This is a genomic window from Maritimibacter sp. (assembly GCF_016774595.1).
In the GTDB taxonomy this organism is placed as follows: Bacteria; Pseudomonadota; Alphaproteobacteria; order Rhodobacterales; family Rhodobacteraceae; genus Maritimibacter; species Maritimibacter alkaliphilus.
In genome coordinates this window covers 792,112-814,397 of record NZ_JACBWT010000001.1, presented here as the reverse complement: position 1 = coordinate 814,397, position 22,286 = coordinate 792,112, and the positions used below count along the sequence as shown (strand labels likewise).

The 22,286-nt window shown below is 65.2% G+C and carries 18 protein-coding genes and 1 riboswitch; of the genes, 13 read left to right on the top strand and 5 right to left on the bottom strand.

The genetic code is table 11. The features are described 5' to 3' along the window. Positions 1–42 precede the first annotated feature (42 nt). Positions 43–684, top strand: a complete 642-nt coding sequence (locus tag HOY44_RS04055) for an inner membrane-spanning protein YciB (protein WP_287433184.1) — start codon at positions 43–45, stop codon at positions 682–684. A 17-nt stretch (positions 685–701) separates the two neighbouring features. Here HOY44_RS04055 and HOY44_RS04050 read toward each other — a convergent pair whose 3' ends face one another. From HOY44_RS04050 to HOY44_RS04040, 3 genes are read right to left on the bottom strand one after another with little or no spacing between them, the layout of a single operon-like run. Continuing rightward, positions 702–1,829, bottom strand: a complete 1,128-nt coding sequence (locus HOY44_RS04050) for a hypothetical protein (protein ID WP_287433183.1) — start codon at positions 1,827–1,829, stop codon at positions 702–704. Next, positions 1,826–2,527, bottom strand: a complete 702-nt coding sequence (locus tag HOY44_RS04045; RefSeq protein WP_287433182.1) for a glutathione S-transferase N-terminal domain-containing protein — start codon at positions 2,525–2,527, stop codon at positions 1,826–1,828. Before HOY44_RS04045 ends, HOY44_RS04050 begins: the two co-directional genes overlap by 4 nt. 20 nt (positions 2,528–2,547) lie before the next feature. Beyond that, on the bottom strand, positions 2,548–3,402 hold the full coding sequence (locus HOY44_RS04040; RefSeq protein ID WP_287433181.1) for an alpha/beta hydrolase: 855 nt from the start codon (positions 3,400–3,402) through the stop codon (positions 2,548–2,550). 123 nt (positions 3,403–3,525) lie between these two features. Then, positions 3,526–3,604: riboswitch (SAM riboswitch) on the top strand. Between the two features lie 42 nt (positions 3,605–3,646). Between HOY44_RS04040 and HOY44_RS04035 the strand changes: the two genes are divergently transcribed. The 3 genes from HOY44_RS04035 to HOY44_RS04025 all read left to right on the top strand — a co-directional run bounded on the left by HOY44_RS04035 (position 3,647) and on the right by HOY44_RS04025 (position 7,000). Then, positions 3,647–4,825, top strand: coding sequence for an aminotransferase class I/II-fold pyridoxal phosphate-dependent enzyme (locus HOY44_RS04035; RefSeq protein WP_287433179.1), 1,179 nt, complete (start codon positions 3,647–3,649; stop codon positions 4,823–4,825). Positions 4,826–4,906: 81 nt separating this feature from the next. After that, positions 4,907–6,010 carry a GTP cyclohydrolase FolE2 gene (gene folE2 / locus HOY44_RS04030; RefSeq protein ID WP_008334763.1) on the top strand — a complete coding sequence of 368 codons (1,104 nt, stop codon included), beginning with the start codon at positions 4,907–4,909 and terminating at the stop codon, positions 6,008–6,010. 24 nt (positions 6,011–6,034) lie between these two features. Continuing rightward, positions 6,035–7,000, top strand: a complete 966-nt coding sequence (locus HOY44_RS04025; protein ID WP_287433177.1) for an NAD(P)-dependent alcohol dehydrogenase — start codon at positions 6,035–6,037, stop codon at positions 6,998–7,000. Positions 7,001–7,002: 2 nt separating this feature from the next. Here the strand turns inward: HOY44_RS04025 and HOY44_RS04020 are convergent, their stop codons facing one another. Further along, a complete protein-coding gene (locus HOY44_RS04020) occupies positions 7,003–8,604 on the bottom strand; it encodes an FMN-binding glutamate synthase family protein (protein WP_287433175.1) in 1,602 nt (533 codons plus the stop codon). A 157-nt stretch (positions 8,605–8,761) separates the two neighbouring features. Between HOY44_RS04020 and HOY44_RS04015 the strand changes: the two genes are divergently transcribed. Further along, positions 8,762–10,210, top strand: a complete 1,449-nt coding sequence (locus HOY44_RS04015; RefSeq protein WP_008334767.1) for a TrkH family potassium uptake protein — start codon at positions 8,762–8,764, stop codon at positions 10,208–10,210. Next, complete coding sequence (locus tag HOY44_RS04010; RefSeq protein ID WP_287433173.1) at positions 10,210–11,316, top strand: cystathionine gamma-lyase; 1,107 nt, start codon at positions 10,210–10,212, stop codon at positions 11,314–11,316. The genes HOY44_RS04015 and HOY44_RS04010 overlap by 1 nt, the downstream gene beginning before the upstream one ends. Positions 11,317–11,369: 53 nt before the next feature. Here the strand turns inward: HOY44_RS04010 and HOY44_RS04005 are convergent, their stop codons facing one another. Then, positions 11,370–13,124: a trypsin-like peptidase domain-containing protein gene (locus HOY44_RS04005; RefSeq protein ID WP_287433172.1), complete on the bottom strand. Its 1,755-nt coding sequence runs from the start codon at positions 13,122–13,124 to the stop codon at positions 11,370–11,372. A 147-nt stretch (positions 13,125–13,271) separates the two neighbouring features. Here HOY44_RS04005 and HOY44_RS04000 point away from each other — a divergent pair, with 147 nt between their 5' ends. From HOY44_RS04000 to HOY44_RS03970, 7 genes are all read left to right on the top strand, one after another. Next, on the top strand, positions 13,272–14,210 hold the full coding sequence (locus HOY44_RS04000; RefSeq protein ID WP_008334770.1) for a glycine--tRNA ligase subunit alpha: 939 nt from the start codon (positions 13,272–13,274) through the stop codon (positions 14,208–14,210). Beyond that, on the top strand, positions 14,207–14,698 hold the full coding sequence (locus HOY44_RS03995) for a DUF6446 family protein (protein ID WP_138421537.1): 492 nt from the start codon (positions 14,207–14,209) through the stop codon (positions 14,696–14,698). Before HOY44_RS04000 ends, HOY44_RS03995 begins: the two co-directional genes overlap by 4 nt. 57 nt (positions 14,699–14,755) lie before the next feature. Further along, positions 14,756–15,631 carry a DUF1206 domain-containing protein gene (locus HOY44_RS03990; protein ID WP_287433170.1) on the top strand — a complete coding sequence of 292 codons (876 nt, stop codon included), beginning with the start codon at positions 14,756–14,758 and terminating at the stop codon, positions 15,629–15,631. A 106-nt stretch (positions 15,632–15,737) separates the two neighbouring features. Next, positions 15,738–17,966, top strand: coding sequence for a glycine--tRNA ligase subunit beta (gene glyS / locus HOY44_RS03985; RefSeq protein ID WP_287433169.1), 2,229 nt, complete (start codon positions 15,738–15,740; stop codon positions 17,964–17,966). Between the two features lie 84 nt (positions 17,967–18,050). Then, positions 18,051–20,618, top strand: coding sequence for a pyruvate, phosphate dikinase (gene ppdK / locus HOY44_RS03980; protein WP_008334776.1), 2,568 nt, complete (start codon positions 18,051–18,053; stop codon positions 20,616–20,618). Positions 20,619–20,796: 178 nt separating this feature from the next. After that, the gene (locus HOY44_RS03975; RefSeq protein ID WP_138421534.1) at positions 20,797–21,444 is read left to right on the top strand and encodes a cell wall hydrolase; all 648 of its coding nucleotides are present in this window, start codon (positions 20,797–20,799) and stop codon (positions 21,442–21,444) included. Positions 21,445–21,597: 153 nt separating this feature from the next. Next, complete coding sequence (locus HOY44_RS03970; RefSeq protein WP_235888914.1) at positions 21,598–22,242, top strand: cell wall hydrolase; 645 nt, start codon at positions 21,598–21,600, stop codon at positions 22,240–22,242. Positions 22,243–22,286 lie beyond the last annotated feature (44 nt).

The following is a 22,286-nucleotide window of genomic DNA, read 5'->3' as shown; positions in this document are numbered from 1 at the left end:
ATAGGCGGTGATCCATCCGAGGCACGAGGGCGCGAACCAACCATGGCCGACACGACCGACACCAACACCCAGGACACGGCTGAGAAAAAGGTGAACCCCTGGCTCAGGGCCGCGCTCGAATACGGGCCGATCATCGCGTTCTTCGTGGGCTACATGCTCGTGCGCGACATGAGCTTCACCGTGGGCGGGCGCGAATATCAGGGCTTCCTTGCCGTCACCGCCGGGTTCATCCCGTTACAGGCGATCTGCACCTTCCTGCTGTGGCGTGTGACCGGCAAGATCTCGGCCATCCAGATCGCGACCGTGGTGCTGGTCGCGGTGATGGGCGGTATCTCGATCTGGCTCAACGACGAGCGGTTCATCAAGATGAAGCCGACGATCCTGTATGTCTTCTTCTTCCTCATCTTGATGTTCGGCATCCTGCGCGGGCAGGGCTACATCAAGATGATAATGGATCACACGGTCCCGATGAGCGACGAGGGCTGGATGATCATCACCAAGCGCCTCGCCATGTTCTTCGCGGTGCTTGCGGTGTTGAACGAGGTGGTGTGGCGCACGATGTCGACCGATATGTGGGTCAACTTCAAGACCTTCGGCCTGCCGCTCGCGATCTTCGTCTTCTTCATGACCCAGTCCGGCGTGTTCCAGAAATACGGCACGGACGAGGATAAGGCGGACGCCTGACCGGGCGCTGAAGCGGGCTAACCGCCAGACGTTTCTTTCGAGCGCCAAAGCGCCTTGATGCGTGCAGCGAAACTGCGCTCCGTGCGTGCGCGTTCTTGCGGCTCCGGCGCCAGTTGAGCGAGGTAGAGCGCGGCCAGTTTGCGGCCCGGACCTGCCCCTTGTGGCAGGGTCAGACCGGCTTTGGCGACCAATCCGTCCAATCGCACAACCGTTTCAGGGGCAAGCTCTCGCATGATTGGGTCGAGGGGCGCGGCGGTCATGTCGGGCCGGAACGGCGCAACGTCGGGTCGATAGTCGATACCCGTGTTGGTCGCGAGCCAGTCGAGTTCCGCGTCCAGCCTGTCCGGGTCGATGCAGGCCACGGGCGTCGCGAAACGCGGGCCGTCGATGGTCTGTCTCAACAGGCGCAGGAACCCTTTGCGCGCCTCGGCAAGGCGCGGACGGCCGGTCGAGACGGGCATGGCATCGTTGAAGATCCACAAAAGCCGTGTCACCTCGGCATTGAGGCTTTCGTTGCGCCGTTTTTCTTTGAAAGCATCGGGCGCGATGCGGCACTGCGCGGCGAAGTCCTGCACGGGAGAGCCGCCCGCCAGCGCCTCGGGTCGAAAGTCGCGCAAGGTGATCCGCTCGCGCGGCAGGCGGTCGAGCCATGGCTCCAGCCGTTTTCGATACTGGAACGGGTCGAAGTCGCGGGGCAGGCGGTCGAAGAGTTTCAACCGTTGTTGCAGCGCCGATCCGTAAAGCCCGATGGGTTCACGCACATAGGCAAAGACCTCCAGGCTGCGCCCCGACGCCTCGATCCGGTCCGCGAGCGCGTGGAGTTTGTCGGGCAGCGCGTTCGATATGACCTCGGCGGAGAGAACCAGCGTGGGCGTGCGCCGTCCGAGTTCCGTGTCGAATGCCGCATCCCAACGGGCGCGCCGTGCCTCGACCTGCATCGGCGAATGCCCCCGGTTCAGGTGCTGGCGCATCCGGGCGGGGTCGTCGGACAGGAGCGTCGCGAGCGGCAGGTTGTGAAACAGGTTCTCACCGAACCGCATCACCCGCACCTCGCCCGTGTCCACGCCCGACAGCGACGCCTGTATCGACGACGAGCCGGTCTTGGGCAGGCCGATGTGCAGGATGACGCGTTTCGGGGGCGTCACCGCTTGAACAACACCTTCTGCGCGTCCTTGTCGTCTTGAAGTTTCGACCGTTTCTCGGCGCCCACGACCATCCCTGCCTTGACCGCCTCACGCGCCCCCACCGTGTCCAGCCAGCGGGCGAGGTTGGGTTTGTCGTCCAGCGTCTGCTCCTGACGCTCCCACAGAGACGCCCAGCCATAACAGGCCATGTCGGCGATGGAGTAGAAGTCGCCGCCCAGATACTCGGCTTCGGCCAACCGCCGGTCCATCACGCCATAGAGCCGCCCGGTTTCGGCCCGGTAGCGATCCTTGGCGTAGGGCAGGTCGTTGGGCGGGTCCATCGCGGGGGCATAGGTCAGGAAATGGTGCGCCTGTCCCGCCATCGGGCCAAGGCCGCCCATCTGCCACATGAGCCACTGGTCCACGGCGATGCGGTCGCGCTCGGTCGGGCCGCAGAATTGCCCGGTCTTGCGGGCGAGGTATTGTAGGATCGCGCCGCTTTCGAAAATCGAAACGGGCGCGCCGTCCGGCCCGTCCGGGTCCACGATGGCGGGCATCCGATTGTTGGGCGCGATCTTCAGAAAGTCCGGCTCGAACTGCTCGCCCTTGCCGATGTTCACGTAGTGCACGTCGTAGCGCAGGCCCATTTCTTCGAGCGCAATGGTGATCTTCCAGCCGTTCGGGGTGGGCCAGTAGTGGAGTTCGATGGGTTTGGTCATGTGAGCCTCCTTGTCGGGGGTCAGGATGACGTATTCCAAGCGAAGGGCAAGAGGTGGGCGCGGGAGTGGGTCGGTTCGCCGAGCCACGCAAACGGCAGGTCGCCGCGGATCACGGCGGCGTAGAGCGGGAACAGGCCGGGGCGCAGGTAAAGGCTCCAATGGCAGATTTTTCGTGAGGGCGCGCCGATGCGGTAGCCAAAACGGGCCAGCCGCGCGCGCGTCGCAGGGGTGTCCACGGGCAGGTCGGTCCAGCCTGCGAGACCGGGAAGCCCCGCACCCAGAGCGCGACCGCGAAAGCCCATGACGGCCTCCAGCATCAGGTCGAAGACCGCGTTCTCGCCGCTCGTGACGTTCAGCACATCCGCCAGCCGCCCTGCGGGCGAAGCCATTGCGGCCCGCGCGCGCGACCGCAGCTCGGCCCCCGCGATCAGCACCAGCCGACCGATCCGACCGGCCGGGGCATGGGCGGTGGCCGACAGCGCGACGCGGGCGCCGAGCGAATGGCCGAGCATGTGAACGGGGCGGTCGAGCGTGGCGATCAGCCCTGCGAGCGCGCGCCCCGCGTCTCCCGCGCTGCGATAGGCCTGCCAGATCGACCCGATGGCGTTCCAGCCGAACGCGATGACCAGCCCTTCGGCCCGGCCTCCGATGCCCAGATGCCGGGGCCACGAAATGACCTTCCAGTTCCGGCGCGGGGCCCGTTCGGCAAGGATCGTCCGATGCGGGCAATGCCCCCCTGTGCCGGGGGCGTATTTGTAGCCGTGGATCAGGATCACGATGGGGGCGTTCGGTGGCAGATCGGCCAGCGCCCGGGACAGCGCGGCGTGGTCGTACTCCAGCCCGTTCTGTCCGGCGTTGACGATGACCTGCACCATGGACCCATGCCCGGTTGCCTCATTCCGCCCCAGAATGCTGCACCTGCGTATAGGCCCCATGACCCGCGCGTAACGGTGCTGTAAAACATCGGCCACCTTGACCTGACGCGGGTCTGGGGCTATCGCGATTGCCGTGGCGATTTGTCTTCCGGATTGCGGGCCACGTTAATCACTCCGCTAAAGAGGTCTGGGACGATGAACGCCCCCGGCTTTCCGGTTGGGCGTTTTTTGTTGGAGAGGCGACATGGACAAGTATTCGAAACGCACCCGCGCCGTGCACGGCGGCATCCGGCGCAGCCAGTATGGCGAGTTGTCCGAGGCCATGTTCATGACGCAGGCCTTTTCCTACCCCTCCGCCGAAGCCGCCGAAGCGCGGTTCGTCGAGGCCGGAGATGACGAGTTCATCTACGCCCGCTACGGCAACCCGACCAACCGCATGTTCGAAGACCGCCTCGCCCAGATGGAAGGGACCGAGGATGCCTTCGCCTGCACCTCGGGCATGGCGGCGGTGAACGGCGCGCTGATGGCGCTGACCAAGGCGGGCGACCATGTGGTGTCGAGCCGCGCCTTGTTCGGGTCGTGCCTATACGTGATCGAAGAGGTGCTGGGGCGGTTCGGGGTGGAAATCACGCTGGTCGACGGCACCGACAACGCGGCGTGGGAAGCGGCGATCCGCCCGGACACGCGGCTGGTGTTCCTTGAATCGATCTCGAACCCGACGTTGGAGGTCATCGACCTGAAACACGTCATCGACGTGGCGCACAGGAACGACGCGCTCGTCATCGTGGACAACGCGATGATTACGCCGGTCTTTTCCTATGCGGCGGATCTGGGCGCTGACCTGATCGTCTATTCCACGACCAAGCACGTGGACGGGCAGGGCCGGATGCTCGGCGGTGCGATCTGCGGCTCGAAAGAGCTGATCCGTGGCCCGATCGAAACGTACATGAAGCACACCGGGGGGGCGATCAATCCGTTCGCGGCGTGGACGCACCTCAAGGCGCTCGAAACCATCGACCTGCGCGTGCGCGCACAGTCCGACACGGCTTTGTTCATCGCGAACGCTCTGGCCGACCATCCGAAAATCAGCCGGATGAGCTATCCGTTGCACCCGTCGCATCCGCAATACGACATCGCCAAGGCACAGGCGCCGTCGGGTGGCACGGTGCTGGCGTTCGAGGTGAAAGGGGGCAAGGACGGGGCGTTCAGGTTCCAGAACGCCTTGGAATTCATCATCATTTCCAACAACTTCGCGGATGCCAAGTCGATCGCCACGCACCCGGCGACGACCACGCACCAGCGGCTGCCGCAGGACCAGAAGGATGCGCTGGGCATCACCGACGGGCTGATCCGGTTTTCCTGCGGGCTGGAAGACCCCAAGGACATCCTGTCGGATATCGAACAAGCCCTGTCGGTGATCTGACGCGACACGGCAGACGTAAACTGGTAAATCCCTGAAGCGGACCCCACATATGGGGCCGCGGACAGTCCGGGAGGGCCTGCCATGAACCATATTCCGTCCAAGGTGCTTGCCGCGCCGGAACTCGACGATGCCAAGGCTGCGCTGGAGACGTTGCGCGACTGGGCGCGCGGGGCGACACCGGAAGAGGTGGCCGCACTGGACCCCGCAATTTCTCGGCTTCTGCCCGGTGGCGAGGTGTCGAACTACCCGGCGCTGTCGCGCACCTACGATCCAGACTTCGAGGCGGATGCGGATTACAAGGCGACGCTCCCCGATCTTCAGAACGGTCCTGCCTCGCTCATCCAAGGCGAGCGTCAGGACATTCAGCATGTCGGGATTTCGAACTTCCGCCTGCCGCTGCGCTACCGCACCCGCGACAACGGCGATCTTCAGCTCGAAACCTCGGTCACCGGCACGGTGAGCCTCGAAGCCGAAAAGAAGGGCATCAATATGAGCCGCATCATGCGCTCGTTCTATGCTCATGCTGAAAAGACGTTCTCGTTCGAGGTGATCGAAGCCGCTCTGGACGACTACAAGACCGATCTGGAAAGCCTCGACGCGCGGATCGAAATGTCGTTTTCCTTCCCGATGAAGGTGAAAAGCCTGCGGTCGGGGCTTGAAGGCTATCAATATTACAACATCGCGCTTGAACTGGTCGAGACCAAGGGCGTGCGCCGCCACTTCATGCACCTCGACTATGTCTATTCGTCGACCTGCCCCTGCTCGCTGGAACTGAGCGAGCACGCGCGCCAGACGCGCGGCCAGCTTGCCACGCCGCATTCACAGCGGTCGGTCGCGCGGGTCTCGGTCGAGGTCGCGCCGGGCCAGTGCTGCCTGTGGTTCGAAGACCTGATCGAGCTGTGCCGTGCTGCCGTGCCGACCGAAACGCAGGTGATGGTGAAACGCGAAGACGAACAGGCGTTCGCGGAACTGAACGCCGCGAACCCGATCTTCGTGGAAGACGCCGCGCGGCTTTTCACCGAACAGCTCAAGGCTGACGACCGGATCGGGGACTTCCGCGTGGTCGCGAGCCATCAGGAAAGCCTGCATAGCCATGATGCCGTGTCGATCCTGACCGAGGGCGAGACGTTCCGCGCCCAATCGCTCGACCCGCGCCTCTTCTCAACCCTGATCCATCAGGGCTAAGGTCTGTCCCGGGGGAACCGGGACATGAAAGCAGCATTCGCGCCGAAATACGGACCATCGGACGTGGTGGAGATCCGGGACATGCCACGCCCTGTCGCGGGGGCGGGCGAAGTTCTGGTGGAAATCCACGCGACAACTGTGACGCGGACCGACCGCGAAACCCTTCGCGGCCACCCGTGGTTCGCGCGCCTCGTCACCGGGCTGACCGGCCCGAAACACCCGGTGCTGGGCATAGACTTCGCGGGCGTCGTCGTCGAGGTCGGCCCCGGCACCTGCCGTTTCGCCATCGGCGATCGCGTCTTCGGCCTCTCGCCATCGCGGTATGGATGCCACGCCGAATGGGTGGCCGTGCCCGAAGACGGCGCGATTGGCCACATCCCCGACAAGCTCGCGTTTCACGAGGCGGTGGTGGGCGAGGGCGCGTGGTACGCGCACAGCAACCTCGAAGCCTTCGGGCTGACCCCCGGGCAGGACGTGATGATCTACGGCGCGTCAGGGGCCATCGGCACGGCAGCGGTCCAACTCGCCAAGGCGCGCGGTGCGCATGTGACGGCGGTGGTCGGCACGCGCCACACGGACCTTGCGGCTGCGCTCGGGGCCGATCTGGTCGTGAACTACATGACCGAAGATTTCACGGCCCGGCCCGAACGCTACGACCTTGTCTTCGACGCCGTGGGCAAGACGACCTATCCGGCCTGTCGCAAGCTGCTGAAGCCCCATGGCGCATATTACGCCTCGGACCTCGGCCCCTGGGGGCAGACGGTCTGGCTGTCGCTGTGGTCGGCCATCACTCGCTCGCGCCGCGTGGTCATCGGGATGCCGCGCGACCCGCGCGAGGTCATCGGGTTTCTGGGCGACATGCTGGCGGACGGGCGGTATCGCGCGGTCATCGACAGCCACTATGACCTCGACGACATTTCGGCGGCCTACGCCCATGTCGCCACCGAGCAAAAGACCGGGATCGTGGTCATAGACGTGAAGCCGCGCTGACCTCAGACGGCGGCGGCGAAACTGTCGGCGCGGGCCATGTCCCAGAATTTGGCGAAGGCGGGATGGGTCACGTTGTGGTCGAGCAATTCCCCCGGCTCGACCCAGTCGTATTGCGAGCGGGCCGAGCGCACCTCGCGCGCGTTGATGCGGATCATCAGGTGGTCGGGCTTCAGGTCTTTGGGATGCGTCAGGCCCGAGGCCCCGATCGTCTCGGCCAGCGCCTTCAGCGTGTTTTCGTGGAACTGATAGACGCGCGCGGCCTTGTCGTTCACGTCCAGCGCCCGGTAGCGGCCCGGATCCTGCGACGTGACGCCTGTGGGGCATTTCCCGGTGTGACAGGTCTGGGCCTGAATGCAGCCCAATGAGAACATATAGCCGCGCCCCATGTTGCAGGTGTCGGCCCCGAGGGCGAAGACCCGCGCCATGTCGAAGGCCGAGATGAGTTTGGCGGAACAGACCAGCCGGATCTTGTCGCGCAGGCCGAGGCCGACGAGCACGTTCTGCACCAACATCAACCCCTCGCGCAGCGGCGCGCCGATGTGATCGGCGAACTCGGCGGGTGCGGCTCCGGTCCCGCCTTCCGAACCGTCGATTGTGATGAAATCCGGGTGCTCGCCGGTTTCGACCATCGCCTTGCAGATCGCGAACACTTCCCACGGGTGGCCGACGCACATCTTGATACCCACGGGCTTGCCGCCGGACAGGTCGCGCAGCTTCGCGATGAATCCCATCATCTCGACCGGGGTGGAAAAGGCCGAGTGCGCGGGCGGGCTCAGGCAATCGACCCCGATGGGAATGCCGCGCGCCTCGGCGATGTCGGCGGTGACCTTGGCGCCCGGAAGGATGCCGCCGTGACCCGGTTTGGCCCCCTGCGACAGCTTGATTTCGATCATCTTCACCTGATCGGCGGTGGCACGGGCCGCGAAGGCATCGGGCGAGAAACGCCCAGCTTCGTCCCGGCATCCGAAATAGCCCGACCCGATCTGCCAGACGAGGTCGCCGCCATGTTTGGTATGGAACCGGCTGATCGAGCCTTCGCCGGTGGTCTGGGCGAATTTCCCGCGTTTGGCGCCGATGTTCAGCGCCTCGACTGCATTGGGCGACAGCGCCCCGAACGACATGCCGGAAATGTTCAGTACGCTCGCGGAATAGGGTTTGTCGCACTGCCCCTCGCCGAAGGTCACGCGAAAGTCGTGGTCGGTGAGATGCCGCGCCATGAGCGAATGGTTGATCCACTCGTGCCCGACCTGATGCTGGTCGCGCAGCGATCCGAACGGGCGCAGCCCTTCGAGCCCCTTGGACCGCCGATAGACGAGCGCGCGCTGTTCGCGCGAAAACGGCACCTCTTCGTGATCGCTTTCCAGAAAATACTGCCGGATTTCGGGCCGGATCGATTCCAGCAGGAACCGGATGCGTGCCAAGACCGGATAGTTCTTGAGCACCGCGCGCTTGCGCTGGACAAGGTCGTAGGTGCCGACCGCCGCCCCCACGGCGCCGAGCGCGGCGATGACGCCGCCCCAGAACGGCATGGCGAAGGCCAGCGCGATACCCGACGGGATGGCGAGGACGAGAAGCGCGTAGGGCAGATAGCGGATGTTGGACATGACAGGCCTCCATTGCCTCGTCCCCCAGCCCGGACGCGACACGTTCCTCCCCTGTCCGAGATGAGCGTCGCAGGGGGTGCGACAACTTGTCAAGCATCCCGCGCACGGGGGTTCGCTCTCGCTTGACAGTCCCCGCGGGCAAGGCCAGTGCTTTCATATGTTCGATCTGCGCCCCGTGGTCTACGTCATTGGTTTGGTCGTCGCCGTGCTCGGGGTGACGATGCTGCTGCCGATGATGGTCGATCTGTTCTTCGGTCGCCCGGATTGGACGGTGTTCCTGCAATCCGCGATCATCACGGTGACGTTCGGCGCGGCCATGTCCATCGCGACGGCGAACGGTGTGGGCGGGGGGCTGTCCGTTCAACAGACCTTCCTGCTGACCACGCTGATCTGGGTGGCGCTCCCGCTGTTCGGTGCGCTCCCCTTCATCTTCGGCGAGATTCAGGCGCGCCCGGTCGACGCGATATTCGAGGCGATGTCGGGCCTCACCACCACCGGATCGACGGTGTTTTCGGGGCTCGACGCGATGCCCGAGGGGCTGCTCGTCTGGCGCTCGATGCTGCAATGGTTCGGCGGCATCGGGATCATCGTCGTCGCGATGGTGTTCCTGCCGGAACTGCGCGTGGGCGGGATGCAGATCTTCCGTTCGGAGGCCTTCGACACGATGGGCAAGGTGCTGCCGCGTGCGGCCGAAATCGCGGGGCGGATCACGTGGATCTACCTTGCCCTGACGATCCTGAACGTGCTCGCCTACCTGCTTGTCGGTATGACGCCCTTCGACGCGATCAACCACGCCTTCACCACCATGTCGACCGGAGGGTTCTCGACCCATGACGCCAGTTTCGGCGTCTATCAGGGCGCGCCGGAATACGTCGCGGCCGTCTTCATGATCCTCGCCTCGCTGCCGTTCGTGCGCTACATCCAGCTTGTCGCGGGCACGGCCCAGCCGCTGTTTCGCGACAGCCAGATCCGCGCTTATCTGGGCACGATCCTTGTCATCACGCTGGTCATGACGATCTACCGGCTCGTGGCCAATGGCGACCATTTCGAACATGGCTTTCGCGAGGGCGTGTTCAACGTGACTTCGATCATGTCCGGCACCGGCTATGCCAGCGTCGACTACCAGCTCTGGGGCACGTTCCCCATCGTCGCTTTTTTCTTTCTGGGCCTGATCGGGGGCTGCGCGGGGTCGACCGCCTGTTCGGTCAAGATCTTCCGCTACCAGATCCTGATCGCGGCGATCCGCGCCCGGATCATGCAGATCCTCGCGCCCCACGGTGTGTTCACACCCCGGTTCGAGGGCCGGCCGATCTCCGAGGCGGTGCTGTCGTCGGTCATGGCGTTCTTCGTCATGTTCGTCGTCTCGCTCGGCATTCTCGCGGTGCTTCTCAGCATGACCGGGTTGGACATGGTGACCTCGCTCTCCGGGGCCGCGACGGCAATCGCGAACATCGGGCCGGGTCTGGGCGATACCATCGGGCCGTCCGGCAATTTCGCGACACTGAACGACACGGCCAAGTGGCTCCTGACCGCCGCGATGCTGGTCGGGCGGCTTGAGCTTCTGTCGGTCTACGTTCTGTTCACCATGCGTTTCTGGAGGGGCTGATGTCCGACGAAAAGCGCGCCGCGCGCTTGCAACACCTGCGTGCCGAAGGGCTGGCCAAGGGCGATCCGCTCGCCCTGCCGCTCACGATGGCGTCCATGTTCAACCTGCCGGGAAACCCCGAGCCGGGGGTGGCGGGCTATGGCCGGATGGACAACCCGGTCTGGGACGCGGTGGAAGAGGCATTGGCATTGATCGAAGACGCGCCGGTCCGCGTGTTCCCCTCGGGCATGGCGGCGATCTCGGCGGCGCTGTTCGCGGTCTTGAAGGCGGGCGACCGGATACTGGTGCCGTCAGACGGCTATTACACGACGCGGCTTCTGGCCGACCGTTACCTTGCCAAGCTGGGAGTCGAGGTCGTCGAACGCCCGACCGTCGCCTTTTCCGAAGGCGGTTATGACGGCTTCGCCCTCGTGTTCCTCGAAACCCCCTCCAACCCCGGTCTGGACGTGATCGACCTTGCCGGGGCCTGTGCGGCCATTCGTGCGGCGGGCGGGGTGAGCGTGGTCGACAACACGACCATGACCCCGTTCGGACAGCGCCCGCTGGACCTTGGCGCCGACGTGGTCGTCGCCTCCGACACCAAGGCGCCCGGCGGGCATTCCGATGTGCTCATGGGGCATGTGGCGACCCGCGATGCGGCGCTGCTCGACGAGGTGACGCAGTGGCGCAAGCTGTCGGGCGCGATCCCCGGCCCGTTCGAGGCATGGCTTCTGCATCGGTCGCTGGAGACCCTGGAAGTCCGGTTCGACAGGATGTGCGCGAACGCTCAGGTGATCGCCGAACGGCTGGCGGATCATCCGGCGGTCGGGCAGGTGCGGTTTCCGGGCCTTGCAGGTGATCCGCCCCATGCCGTCGCGGCGAAACAGATGACGCGGTTCGGGTTTCTGATCGGTCTGACGCTCAAGGACGAGGCGGCGGCGGAAGCCTTTATCAACGGCTGTGCGATGCTCGCGCCGACCACGTCGTTCGGGGGCACCCATTCGACGGCCGAACGGCGCGCGCGCTGGGGGGATGACGTGGCACCGGGGTTCGTGCGCCTGTCGGTCGGGATCGAACCCGTGGACCCGCTCTGGCAGGCCCTCGACACCGCGCTTACGGCGCTCTGATACGAAAAACGCGCCCCCGAGGGCGCGTTTTCCTGTTCAAACGGCGGCGCGCCTCACTCCCAGCAGCTGACCAGCACCGACATATCGGCGGCCTTCACCGCAAGCGCGTGGGGCGACAGGGACGACGCCGGGATCACAGGTTCCGTGACCACGCCGTTCGCCTCGAGGAACGCGGCCAGCGCCGGGGCCTTGGTGGCGAAGGACACTTCGTCGGGGAACTGGCGGCTTCCGTCGCTGTCGGATTTCAGCATACCCAGCACCATCCCGGCATTGTCCACGATCGGACCGCCCGCATCGCCATCCTGCGCTTCGAGGTCGAGCCGATAGACATTGTCTTCGCCGTCCAGCCCCTTGATGTCCGCCAACTGGCCGAAGGTGAGCGTGGCCGAGGACAGCCGCCCGCCGAACGAATAGCCCGCGACCGCGAGGTCCGACTTGATGCGCGGCTCGCCCGAGGACAGGGAAGCGACCGCAAGCGGGGCAAGCGCCTGTTCCGGCTTCACGATGGCCGCGCCGAGCGCCTCGTCCGTGGCGACGACGCTGGCCGGGTAGCTTTCGTCCAGCGTAATCTGGGAACATCCGGCGACCGCTTCGGTGGTGGTCAGCACGGTGCCGTCGCCCGCCACGTAGAACCCGGTGCGCGCCCGGTCGGCCCGGCGGATTTCCAGACCGGACACAAGGTCCACGCTCTGCATGGCCTCGTCCAGCCCGGCGTTGTCGTCGAGCACGGTCGGCCCGGTGGACGCGAACCCGTCCTTCATCGCCGACAGCGCGATGTTGCGGCGCTTTTCGTCGCCTGTGGGCCAGATCAGCATGTAGCCCTTGACCGCCCCATCCACGACCTCGGCATAGGTGTAGCTGACGATGTCGCGGTTCGATCCCGTGATCTCGAAGCTGTTCTCGCCGCGCGAGCGTTCGCCCTGCGTCGGCACGACTTCGAGCGATTGGAGGATGTCGTAAAGCCCGTAAAGCGTCGACTGTCCGCCGGATTGCGAAATCAGCACGACGCGCACGCCCTGGTCGCCCTCGTAATGGGCGAAGGGGGCCTCGTAACGGTCGAAGTCGACCATGGCCGTCGGCATGATAAGTTCGATGCCCGCGTCCTGATCCATGACCGAGGCGAGCGCGAGGCTGTCGAACACGGCGTTGTAGTCGCCGATCAGCTCGTCGCGCTGTCGGGTCGTCAGGATGCCGGTCGCCTCGTATCCCTTGGCCTCCTGCCAGGCCGCCATCGCGCCGCGCGTGCCGGGGCCGAATGCGCCGTCGATGCCGGAGGTGTAGAAGCCCTCGAACTGAAGGGCGATCTGAAGCGCCTCGCGCGCTTCGCGGTCAAGCTGGGCTTCCGACTGGCGCGCTTCCTGCGGGGTTTCCTCGGGGACGATCGGCTCCGGTTCAGGCTCCGGCTCGGCCACGATCACCGGCGCTTCCGCCTGCGTTTCCGTGACCGCGGGCGTATCGTTTGCCTCGGTCCGGCTGTTCGCGCCGACGGGCCAGAACTGCTGACCGAAGGCCGCGCCGTCCGACACATAGGCATCGCCCGGCACCGCGCCGCTGCGGATCAGATCGACCAGCACAGCGGCAGCCTCGGTCTCGGAATAGGGACCGAGCGCGGTGGCATACCAACCGGAGGCACCGAGGCGGAAACCCACCACGTCGTCGAGCTCCGCATCATAAAGCCGCGTGGCATTCTGCGCTTCGGTGAGGGTCGTGTTCGCCTCGACCTGAACCCAGAAGGTATCCTGAGCGAAAGCAGACGTGCTTCCCATGAGTCCCGCAAATAGTGTGATCGCCCCGGTGAGCCGCTTCATATGTCCTCTTTGCCCCTTCGGGGCCCCTGCAAATTTCATTCGGATCAGTAACACATGACCCATCCGGCGAGGTCAATATCGGCCCGGTCGATTGACCCTGACCTGTGGCAGTCCTATTGAGACGCGGACATCGCGCGAGGTGACGAAATGGCCGAATTCACGAAACCGAAGAGCTTTCAGGAAATCATCCTGCGGCTTCAGACCTATTGGGCGTCCAAGGGCTGCGCGATCCTGCAACCTTACGACATGGAGGTCGGCGCGGGCACGTTCCACCCGGCCACGACGCTGCGCGCGCTGGGGTCGAACGCATGGGCCGCGGCCTATGTCCAGCCGTCGCGCCGCCCGACCGACGGGCGCTATGGCGAGAACCCGAACCGGCTTCAGCATTACTATCAATATCAGGTGCTTATCAAACCGTCGCCGCCCGATTTGCAGGCGCTTTACCTCGGCTCGCTCGAAGCCATCGGGATCGACATGGCGCTCCATGACATCCGCTTCGTCGAGGACGACTGGGAAAGCCCGACGCTGGGCGCCTGGGGTCTGGGGTGGGAGGTCTGGTGCGACGGCATGGAAGTCAGCCAGTTCACCTATTTCCAGCAGGTCGGCGGGCACGACTGCCGCCCGGTCTCGGGCGAGCTGACCTATGGCCTCGAACGCCTCGCCATGTACGTGCTCGGCATCGATCACGTTATGGAGATGCCGTTCAACGACCCGCAGTCGCCCATCCCCCTGAGCTACGGCGACGTGTTCCGGCAGACGGAGGAGGAATACTCCCGCCACAACTTCGACGCGGCGGATACCGAAAAACTGCTGCGCCATTTCGAGGATGCGGAACGCGAGTGCCAGTCGATCCTGTCGCACGAAGCCGAAGACCCCAAGACCGGCAAGCGCATCGTCATGGCGCATCCGGCCTATGACCAGTGCATCAAGGCCTCCCACATCTTCAACCTGCTCGACGCGCGGGGCGTGATCTCGGTCACGGAACGGCAGGCCTATATCGGCCGCGTCCGCGCGCTCGCCAAACTCTGTGCCGACGCCTTCGTGCAGACCGAGGCGGGCGGGTTCAGCGCGGAGAGCGCGGCGTGAGCGGAAAACTTGTTGCGGGGTTCATCGTCGTGGTCACACTCATCTTCGGGATCGTCCTCTACTACACGCAGGTCTATGCCTATTACGACCGGGTGAACGCGGAAGAGGTGAGCTTCACGATGGTCAACATCTCGACCGGTCTGGCCGAGCCGATCATCGCGGATGACATCGAGGCCATCGACGGCTCGTCCAGCCCGATCCGGTTCCGCGCCTGTTTCACCGCCGGCATGTCCAGCCCGACGATGCAGGAGACCTACGTGGCCTATCCCGAGCCGACGCCGCTCAACGCGCCCGGCTGGTTCGATTGCTTCGACGCGCAGGAAATCGGCACCGATCTGGAGGACGGTCAGGCGGTGGCGTTTCTCAGCGAAAAGAACATCCACGACGGCGTGGATCGCGTGATCGCGGTCTACCCCGACGGGCGCGCTTTCGCGTGGCATCAGCTCAACGAGAAATTCAACGACGAGGGCAGCGAGCCGATCCAGTGATCGGAACTTAACGCCGGGGCAGGGGATTGGGGTAGCATCCTCAATCGGAGCTGCCCCATGTCCACCACCCTCGATCTCGACCAACCGCCCGGCTGGGTCGTGCCGCTGATGCGGTTCGGTTATGCCGCGCGCGGCGTCACCTATGTCATCCTCGGTGTCCTCACCTTCCTCGCAGCCTGGACGGGTGGCGAAGCCGAAGGCACCTCGTCCGCTCTCGCGAGCCTGCGCGACCAGCCGTGGGGCGTGCCGCTCCTCTGGGTCGTGGCGGCGGGTCTGCTGGGCTATGCCATTTGGCGCTTCGTCGCCGCGTGGTGGGATCTCGAACTTCACGGCACCGGGGCCAAGGGCCTGATCGCGCGTGCGGGTCTGTGCATCACCGGCGCGATTCACGCGGGCCTCGCCGTGTCGGCGGCCCGTCAGGCCATCGGGTCGAGCGGCGGGGAAAGCGACAGCGTGAAAACCCTCGCCTCGTGGGTGCTGCAACAGGAGCCGTGGGGCAAATGGGTGCTCATCGCCATCGGCGCGGCCACGGTCGGGGCCGGGATCTACTACGGCTACAAGGGGTTCAAGGAGAAATACAAACGCCACATGCGCCAGTCGCCGCGCTCGCAGGCATTGGACCCGGCGATCAAGTTCGGACTTGTGGCGCACGGCGTCGTCATCGCGATCATCGGCTTTTTCCTGATCGGCGCGGGCTGGACGGCGGACCCGTCGCAGGCCGGCGGGCTAGGTCAGGCGTTCGAAGCCGTGCGCGCGCAGCCTTTCGGGCGCATCCTGCTGGGCGCGCTGGCCATCGGCCTTGTCGGTTTCGCGATCTACTGCTTTGCCGAGGCCCGCTACCGGATCGTGCCGCGCTGCGCGAGCCCGGACACCAAGACGCTCGCCGGCCGCTTCGACACCACGTTCGAACGCGCCATCGCGCGGGTAAGCTGACCCAAGGGGACGTCCCGGGGCCCGCTGCCTCTGGACGTCCCATCCCCCCTTCGGTAACACGGCCCGGACCCCGCCTGATGGCGCCAACAGACCGTGGAAGACCGAAATGGCCGATCTCCTGATCGAACTCTTTTCCGAGGAAATTCCAGCACGGATGCAAGGCCGCGCTGCCGAGGATCTCAAGAAACTCGTGACCGACGGTGTGGTCGAGGCGGGTCTGACCTATGGCGGGGCGGCGGCATTTGCCACGCCGCGCCGTCTGTGCCTGACGCTCACCGACCTGCCCGCCATGTCGCCCGACACGCAGGAAGAGCGCAAAGGGCCGCGCACCGACGCGCCCGAAAAGGCGCTGGAGGGGTTTTTGCGTTCGACAGGCCTGACCAAGGATCAGCTTGAAGCGCGCGACGAGAAGAAGGGGCAGGTCTGGTACGCCGTGATCGCGAAACAGGGCCGCCCGGCAGCCGACATCGTGGCCGAGGTTCTGGAAAAGACCATCCGCAACTTCCCGTGGCCCAAGTCGATGCGCTGGGGGGCGGGGAGCCTGAAATGGGTGCGTCCGCTGCATTCGATCCTGTGCATCCTGTCGGACGAGGGCGGGGCCGAGGTCGTGCCGCTTGACATCGACGGGATCGCGGCGGGCGACACCACGCAGGGCCACCGCTTCATGGCGCCGGGGCCGTTCAAGGTGTCGTCCTTCGACGACTATCAGGCCAAGCTGAAAAAGGCCTGCGTCGTGCTCGACCCGGCCGAGCGGGCCGAGACGATCTGGCATGACGCCGAACAGGCCGCGTTCGCGGCGGGGTTCGAGCTGGTCGAGGACAAGGGGCTGTTGGCGGAAGTGGCCGGACTGGTCGAATGGCCCGTGGTCCTCATGGGGGACATCGGCGCTGACTTCATCGACCTGCCGCCCGAGGTGCTCCAGACCTCGATGAAAGAGCACCAGAAATTCTTCTCGGTGAAGAACCCCAAGACGGGCCGGATCGAGAAATTCGTGACCGTCGCCAACCGTGAAACCGCCGATGATGGCGCGACGATCCTTGCGGGCAACCAAAAGGTGCTGGCCGCGCGTCTGTCGGACGCCAAGTTCTTTTGGGAAAACGACCTGCGCACGGTGGCCCAACACGGCATGACCTCGATGTCCGAAAGCCTGACCAACGTGACCTTCCACCGCGAGTTGGGAAGCCAGTCCGAGCGGATCGACCGGATCGCCGCTTTGGCCCGGCGGATCGCGCCGATGGTGGGCGCGGAACCGGACGAGGCGGTGCTGGCGGCGAAGGTGGCGAAAGCCGACCTCGCATCGGAAATGGTCTACGAATTCCCCGAATTGCAGGGGATCATGGGGCGGTATTACGCGAAACGTGCGGGCCTGTCCGATGCCGTGGCCGACGCCTGCCGCGACCACTACTCGCCCCTCGGCCCGTCAGACGACGTGCCGACCGCGCCGGTTTCGGTCGCCGTGGCGCTGGCAGACAAACTGGACACGCTCACGGGCTTCTGGGCCATCGACGAAAAGCCCACCGGGTCGAAAGACCCCTATGCGCTGCGGCGGGCCGCGCTAGGCGTGATCCGGCTTGTGCTGGCGAACGACCTGCGCCTGAATCTGGACCCCGTCTTCGACATGCAGCTTCTGCGCCTCAAGGGCGCGCGCGAAGCGGCCCTGCCGAACGATGGCGTCGCTATGATGATCGACGAGATCGCCGACCATGGCGTATTCGCCGCCGCGCTGGAAACCGTACTGGACGCGTTCAAGGATCGCGACGGGGCCGAGGCACTGGCCGGGCTCAAGACGGCCGTGCCGGACCTGTCCGACGACCTTCTGGCTTTCTTCCACGACCGGCTCAAGGTCCACTTGCGCGACGAAGGTATCCGCCACGACGTGATCGACGCCTGCCTGAACATGCCGGGCAACGATGACCTGACGCTGCTGGTCAAACGCGCCCGCGCGCTCGCCGCCTTCCTTGCGACCGAGGATGGGGCGAACCTGACACAGGGCTTCAAACGTGCTAACAACATCCTCACGCAGGCCGAGGAAAAGGACGGGGTGGAGTATTCGTTCGGGGCCGATGTGAAATTCGCGGAAGCGGCCGAGGAAAAGGCGCTGTTCGCCGCGCTCGACTCAGCCGCCGGACCGCTCAAGACGGCGATGGAGGCCGAGGATTTCGCAGGTGCAATGTCGGTCATGGCGGACCTGCGCGCCCCGATCGACGCATTTTTCGAAGCCGTTCAGATCAACACGGAAAATCAGATCGTTCGGCGCAACCGTTTGAATTTGCTGGCACGCATTCGCGATATATGCATGAGTGTTGCAGATTTGACGCGGATCGAGGGTACGTAAAAACCCGTAGGTCATTAGGACGATATTGTAAGTGGACGTGCTAGGACTATGTTGGAGCCATCAGGAGATGCTGCAGTGCAGAATATGGTGCTCAACAAGGGCTTTGTCGAAATCACGCCGACCGCTTCGATCGACGTGAACCGGCATGGCGGCCGTGCCAAATGCCTGCAACGCCTGATCCGTCTTGAAATGCCGGTGCCGACGACCGTCGCGCTGGATTTCGCCACCGTCCACGACATATCGCAGGGCACGCTGCCCGACATCGGCATGATGCTCGCCTCGTTCGGCGACGCACCGCTTCTGTCCGTGCGCCCCTCGTCGGAAGACCCGGATTGGGGCGGACCGTCCGCGATCCTGAACATCGGGATGAACGACGCGACCTACGAGCGGCTGATCGGCACGCATGGAGAGGTTGCGGCGACCGCGCTTTATCTGCGCTTCATCCGTTCCTACGCCATCCACGTCGCCCGGCTCGACCCGGACGAGTTCGAGATCAAGGCCCCGATGGACCCCGCCGCGATCAAGCGCGCGCAGGCGATCTACGAAGAAGAAACCGACGAACCGTTTCCGCAGGACACGGCGACACAGCTTTCCAACGTCCTGCGCTCGATGGCGCGGGCGTGGGAGGGGACGACGGCCCGCCTGTTGCGTGAGGCGCGCGGCGCGCCGGCGGATGCGGGGCTCGGTCTGGTGGTGCAGGCCATGGCCATCGGCTTTGGCCGCAATATGTCCGGCTCCGGCGTGATCCAGTTCGTCAACGGCCAGACCGGCGAGCGGCAGTTGCGCGGGCGCTATCTGTGCCAGAGCCAAGGTCGTGACGCGCTGGGCGACCCGGATGCGCGGGCGATCATGTATCTGGCCCGCGACGACCGGGGGCGGTCGATCGAGGACGAGCTGCCGCAGGTGTTCGAAGACCTCAAGCGGTATGGCGACCTGTGCCGCAACCGCCTGCGCGAAGAAATGCAGATCGAGTTCACGCTGGAGAACGAGCGTCTCTATATCCTCGACGCGGTCCGCGTGCAGCGCACGTCGCGCGCCAACCTGCACATCGCCGTGCAACTCGCACAAGACGCGATCATCTCGGAGAACGAGGCGGTGATGCGCGTGCCCCCGCGTTCGCTGACCGAGCTTCTGCACAGCCAAGTCGACCCGGACGGTCCGCGTGACGCCTTTGCCTCCGGGATCGCGGCCAGTCCGGGTGCCGCCACCGGCAAGGTGGTGTTCTCGTCGCGGGCCGCGCAGGCCAGCGCGGCGCAGGACGAACCCTGTATCCTCGTTCGGCGCGAAACCACGCCGGAGGACATTCGCGGGATGCACGCTGCCGAGGCGGTGCTGACCGAACGGGGCGGCATCACCTCCCACGCGGCCGTGATCGCCCGTGGTCTCGGCTTACCTTGCGTCGTGGGCGCATCGAACATGAAGCTCGATGCCAAGAAGCGTGAGATCGTGGCCGCCGATGGCCGGGTGATCCGCGAAGGCGACATCATCACCATCGACGGCTCGGCGGGCGAGGCGCTTATCGGCACCGCCCGGATGCTCGAACCCGAACTGGGTGAAGCGTTCCAGACCCTTCTCGCCTGGGCCGACAACGCGCGCGACATCGGTGTGCGCGCCAATGCCGACACGCCGGCGGATGCCGCCAAGGCGCGGATGTTCGAGGCCGAGGGGATCGGGCTTGCCCGGACCGAACATATGTTCTTCGATCACGACCGCCTGCTCGCCATGCGCGAAATGATCTTTGCCGACACGGCCGAGGATCGGCGCACCGCGCTGGAACGGATCGAGCCGATGCAGCGCGCCGATTTCCGCGAGTTGTTCAAGATCATGTCCGGCCTTCCGGTCACCATCCGGCTGTTCGACCCGCCGCTGCACGAATTCCTGCCGCAGGGCCGCGAGGGCATGCGCGAACTGGCCGATGCGTTGGACATTCCGGTGTCCGACGTGACGCGCCGGGTCGAAGCGTTGAGCGAGTTCAACCCGATGCTCGGGATGCGGGGCGTGCGCCTTGGCATCACCGTGCCGGAAATCTACGACATGCAGGCCCGCGCGATCTTCGAGGCCACGATCGAGGCCACCGACGAAGGCGGCGCACCCGTGGTGCCGGAAATCATGATCCCGCTGGTCTCTGCCAAGCGCGAAGTGGAACTGGTCAAGGCCCGCGTCGATGCCGTGGCCGCCGCCGTGCGTATCGAGCGGGGGGTGGATTTCACCTATCGTCTCGGCGTCATGGTGGAAACGCCGCGCGCCGCCCTCAGGGCGAGTGAGATTGCCCAGCACGCCGCGTTCCTGTCCTTCGGCACCAACGACCTGACACAGATGACCTATGGCCTGTCGCGCGACGATGCGGGCCGGTTCATGGGCCGCTACGTGCAGCAACAGGTCTATCCCGAAGACCCGTTCCACATGCTCGACGTGGAAGGGGTGGGGGAGTTGCTTCAGATGGGGGCCGAGCGTGGCCGGTCGGCCAACCCCGATGTGACGCTCGCGATCTGCGGCGAACATGGCGGCAACCCGGAATCCATCGCGTTCTGCCGCAAGGCGGGGTTCGATTACGTCTCGTGTTCGCCCTTCCGGGTGCCCGTCGCGCGACTGGCTGCCGCGCATCTCGCCATCCTCGACCGTGGGGTGGGGCGCGCGCGCGTGACCCGCTGATTTCACTTGGCAATCCCGAACTTGTCCACACCTTGTGGATAATTCCCGCGCAATGCCAATATGTTGCGTGACAAAGCGAATGTTTCCAAAAACTGGACCGACGGCGGAATTTGGCGTATGACCACCCCCGATAATGAGCGGAAACAAACTCCGCCGAATGGGGGAAGGGGGACGTCTGATGTTACGCAATCTGATCTTCGCCATGTGCGCCGCACTGGCCTGTGCACCGACCGCGCGGGCCGAGGCCGTGTTCAACCCGGCCGAAGCCCTGAACGCTCTGGTCGGTCAGGAACGTGCGAGTTTCGAAACCCTCTCGCCCTCCCGCATCGAGGAAATCACGCGCCTAGCGCCGCAGCGGTCGCTGTTTCCGCGCCGCAAGCCCGCCGCACCCGCCGCGCAGCCCGATGAGGTCTGGCTTTCCAAACAGCCCGTCGCGACCGGCGGCGAACAATGGCGCTGCTTCACCGAGGCGCTCTATTTCGAAGCGCGCGGCGAAACGCACAAAGGGCTTTTCGCCGTGGCCGAGGTCATCCTCAATCGTGTCGACAGCGCGGCCTTTCCCAACGACCTGTGTGGGGTCATCTCGCAGGGAACCGGGCGCAAGCACGCCTGCCAGTTCTCGTTCACCTGTGACGGCTACCCCGAAACGATCACTAACCGCGCCGCGTGGGACCGGGTCGGCAAGGTCGCGCGGGTGATGATGGACGGCGCGCCGCGCACGCTGACCAACGGGGCCACCTATTACCACACAATCCGCGTGTCGCCCGGATGGGCCCGGCGGCTTGCGCACACGGCGCAGATCGGCGTGCACAAGTTCTACCGCTAGGCGAAAAAGCCGATCCGCGCGGTGCCCGATCGGCGGAGATATGACGCTTCCGGCCTGAACTTTCCCTCAAAGTGGACTCGCGGCCGCTTCTTTTTTACGGCGTCCCGGATTTGACAACCCGCCGATTCGGCAGGGACAACCTGGGACTGACACATGAGGACTATCATCTGCGCCGCCTTCGCGGTGTTCTGTGCTGCGTCTTCGGCCAACGCCGGGATGGACATGCAATCGCTTTCGCCGCTTATGCAAACCGAACGCACCGGGGGCCTGTCGCGGGTCGCGTTGGAACCCGGCGAGCCTGCCGACCACTCTCTGCTCGCGCCCTCCCGGTCGATCCGCCCCAAGGACCGGCCCAAGGCGCTCAAGCAACTTGATGTGATCTTTTCGTCCAAAGGCGGCGCGCCGGAGGAGGAAGACCCCGAGTGGTATTGCCTGACCGAGGCGATCTACTTCGAGGCCCGCGGCGAGTCCTTTCAGGGTCAGGTCGCCGTGGCCGAGGTCATCCTGAACCGTGTCGACAATGATCGCTGGCCGGATACGATCTGCGGCGTGGTCAATCAGGGCACCGGCGAACGCTATCGGTGCCAGTTCTCCTATACCTGTGACGGCCTGCCCGACACGGTGACCGATCAGCGGGCTTGGGATCGGGCAGGGCATTATGCGGCGGCGATGATGAAGGACGGGCCGCGCATCCTGACCAACGGCGCGACCTTTTATCACGCGACCTACGTCGACCCCTACTGGGCGCAGGAATTCGCCATCACGGCGAACATCGGGACGCATCGGTTCTACCGCTGAGTTTCGGCTTTCCATTCGGACCCCCTTGGGGCATTTTCCGCCGC

Excerpts from the sequence above, each read along its gene's own strand:
- ppdK (WP_008334776.1), top strand. The coding sequence starts at position 18,051 with ATGGTGCTCAACAAGGGCTTTGTCGAAATCACGCCGACCGCTTCGATC.
- HOY44_RS04055 (WP_287433184.1), top strand. The coding sequence starts at position 43 with ATGGCCGACACGACCGACACCAACACCCAGGACACGGCTGAGAAAAAG.
- HOY44_RS04045 (WP_287433182.1), bottom strand. The coding sequence starts at position 2,527 with ATGACCAAACCCATCGAACTCCACTACTGGCCCACCCCGAACGGCTGG.
- HOY44_RS04005 (WP_287433172.1), bottom strand. The coding sequence starts at position 13,124 with ATGAAGCGGCTCACCGGGGCGATCACACTATTTGCGGGACTCATGGGA.
- HOY44_RS04010 (WP_287433173.1), top strand. The coding sequence starts at position 10,210 with ATGTCCGACGAAAAGCGCGCCGCGCGCTTGCAACACCTGCGTGCCGAA.
- glyS (WP_287433169.1), top strand. The coding sequence starts at position 15,738 with ATGGCCGATCTCCTGATCGAACTCTTTTCCGAGGAAATTCCAGCACGG.
- HOY44_RS04040 (WP_287433181.1), bottom strand. The coding sequence starts at position 3,402 with ATGGTGCAGGTCATCGTCAACGCCGGACAGAACGGGCTGGAGTACGAC.
- HOY44_RS03970 (WP_235888914.1), top strand. The coding sequence starts at position 21,598 with ATGAGGACTATCATCTGCGCCGCCTTCGCGGTGTTCTGTGCTGCGTCT.
- HOY44_RS04035 (WP_287433179.1), top strand. The coding sequence starts at position 3,647 with ATGGACAAGTATTCGAAACGCACCCGCGCCGTGCACGGCGGCATCCGG.
- HOY44_RS04020 (WP_287433175.1), bottom strand. The coding sequence starts at position 8,604 with ATGTCCAACATCCGCTATCTGCCCTACGCGCTTCTCGTCCTCGCCATC.
- HOY44_RS03975 (WP_138421534.1), top strand. The coding sequence starts at position 20,797 with ATGTTACGCAATCTGATCTTCGCCATGTGCGCCGCACTGGCCTGTGCA.
- HOY44_RS04015 (WP_008334767.1), top strand. The coding sequence starts at position 8,762 with ATGTTCGATCTGCGCCCCGTGGTCTACGTCATTGGTTTGGTCGTCGCC.
- HOY44_RS04000 (WP_008334770.1), top strand. The coding sequence starts at position 13,272 with ATGGCCGAATTCACGAAACCGAAGAGCTTTCAGGAAATCATCCTGCGG.
- HOY44_RS03990 (WP_287433170.1), top strand. The coding sequence starts at position 14,756 with ATGTCCACCACCCTCGATCTCGACCAACCGCCCGGCTGGGTCGTGCCG.
- folE2 (WP_008334763.1), top strand. The coding sequence starts at position 4,907 with ATGAACCATATTCCGTCCAAGGTGCTTGCCGCGCCGGAACTCGACGAT.
- HOY44_RS04025 (WP_287433177.1), top strand. The coding sequence starts at position 6,035 with ATGAAAGCAGCATTCGCGCCGAAATACGGACCATCGGACGTGGTGGAG.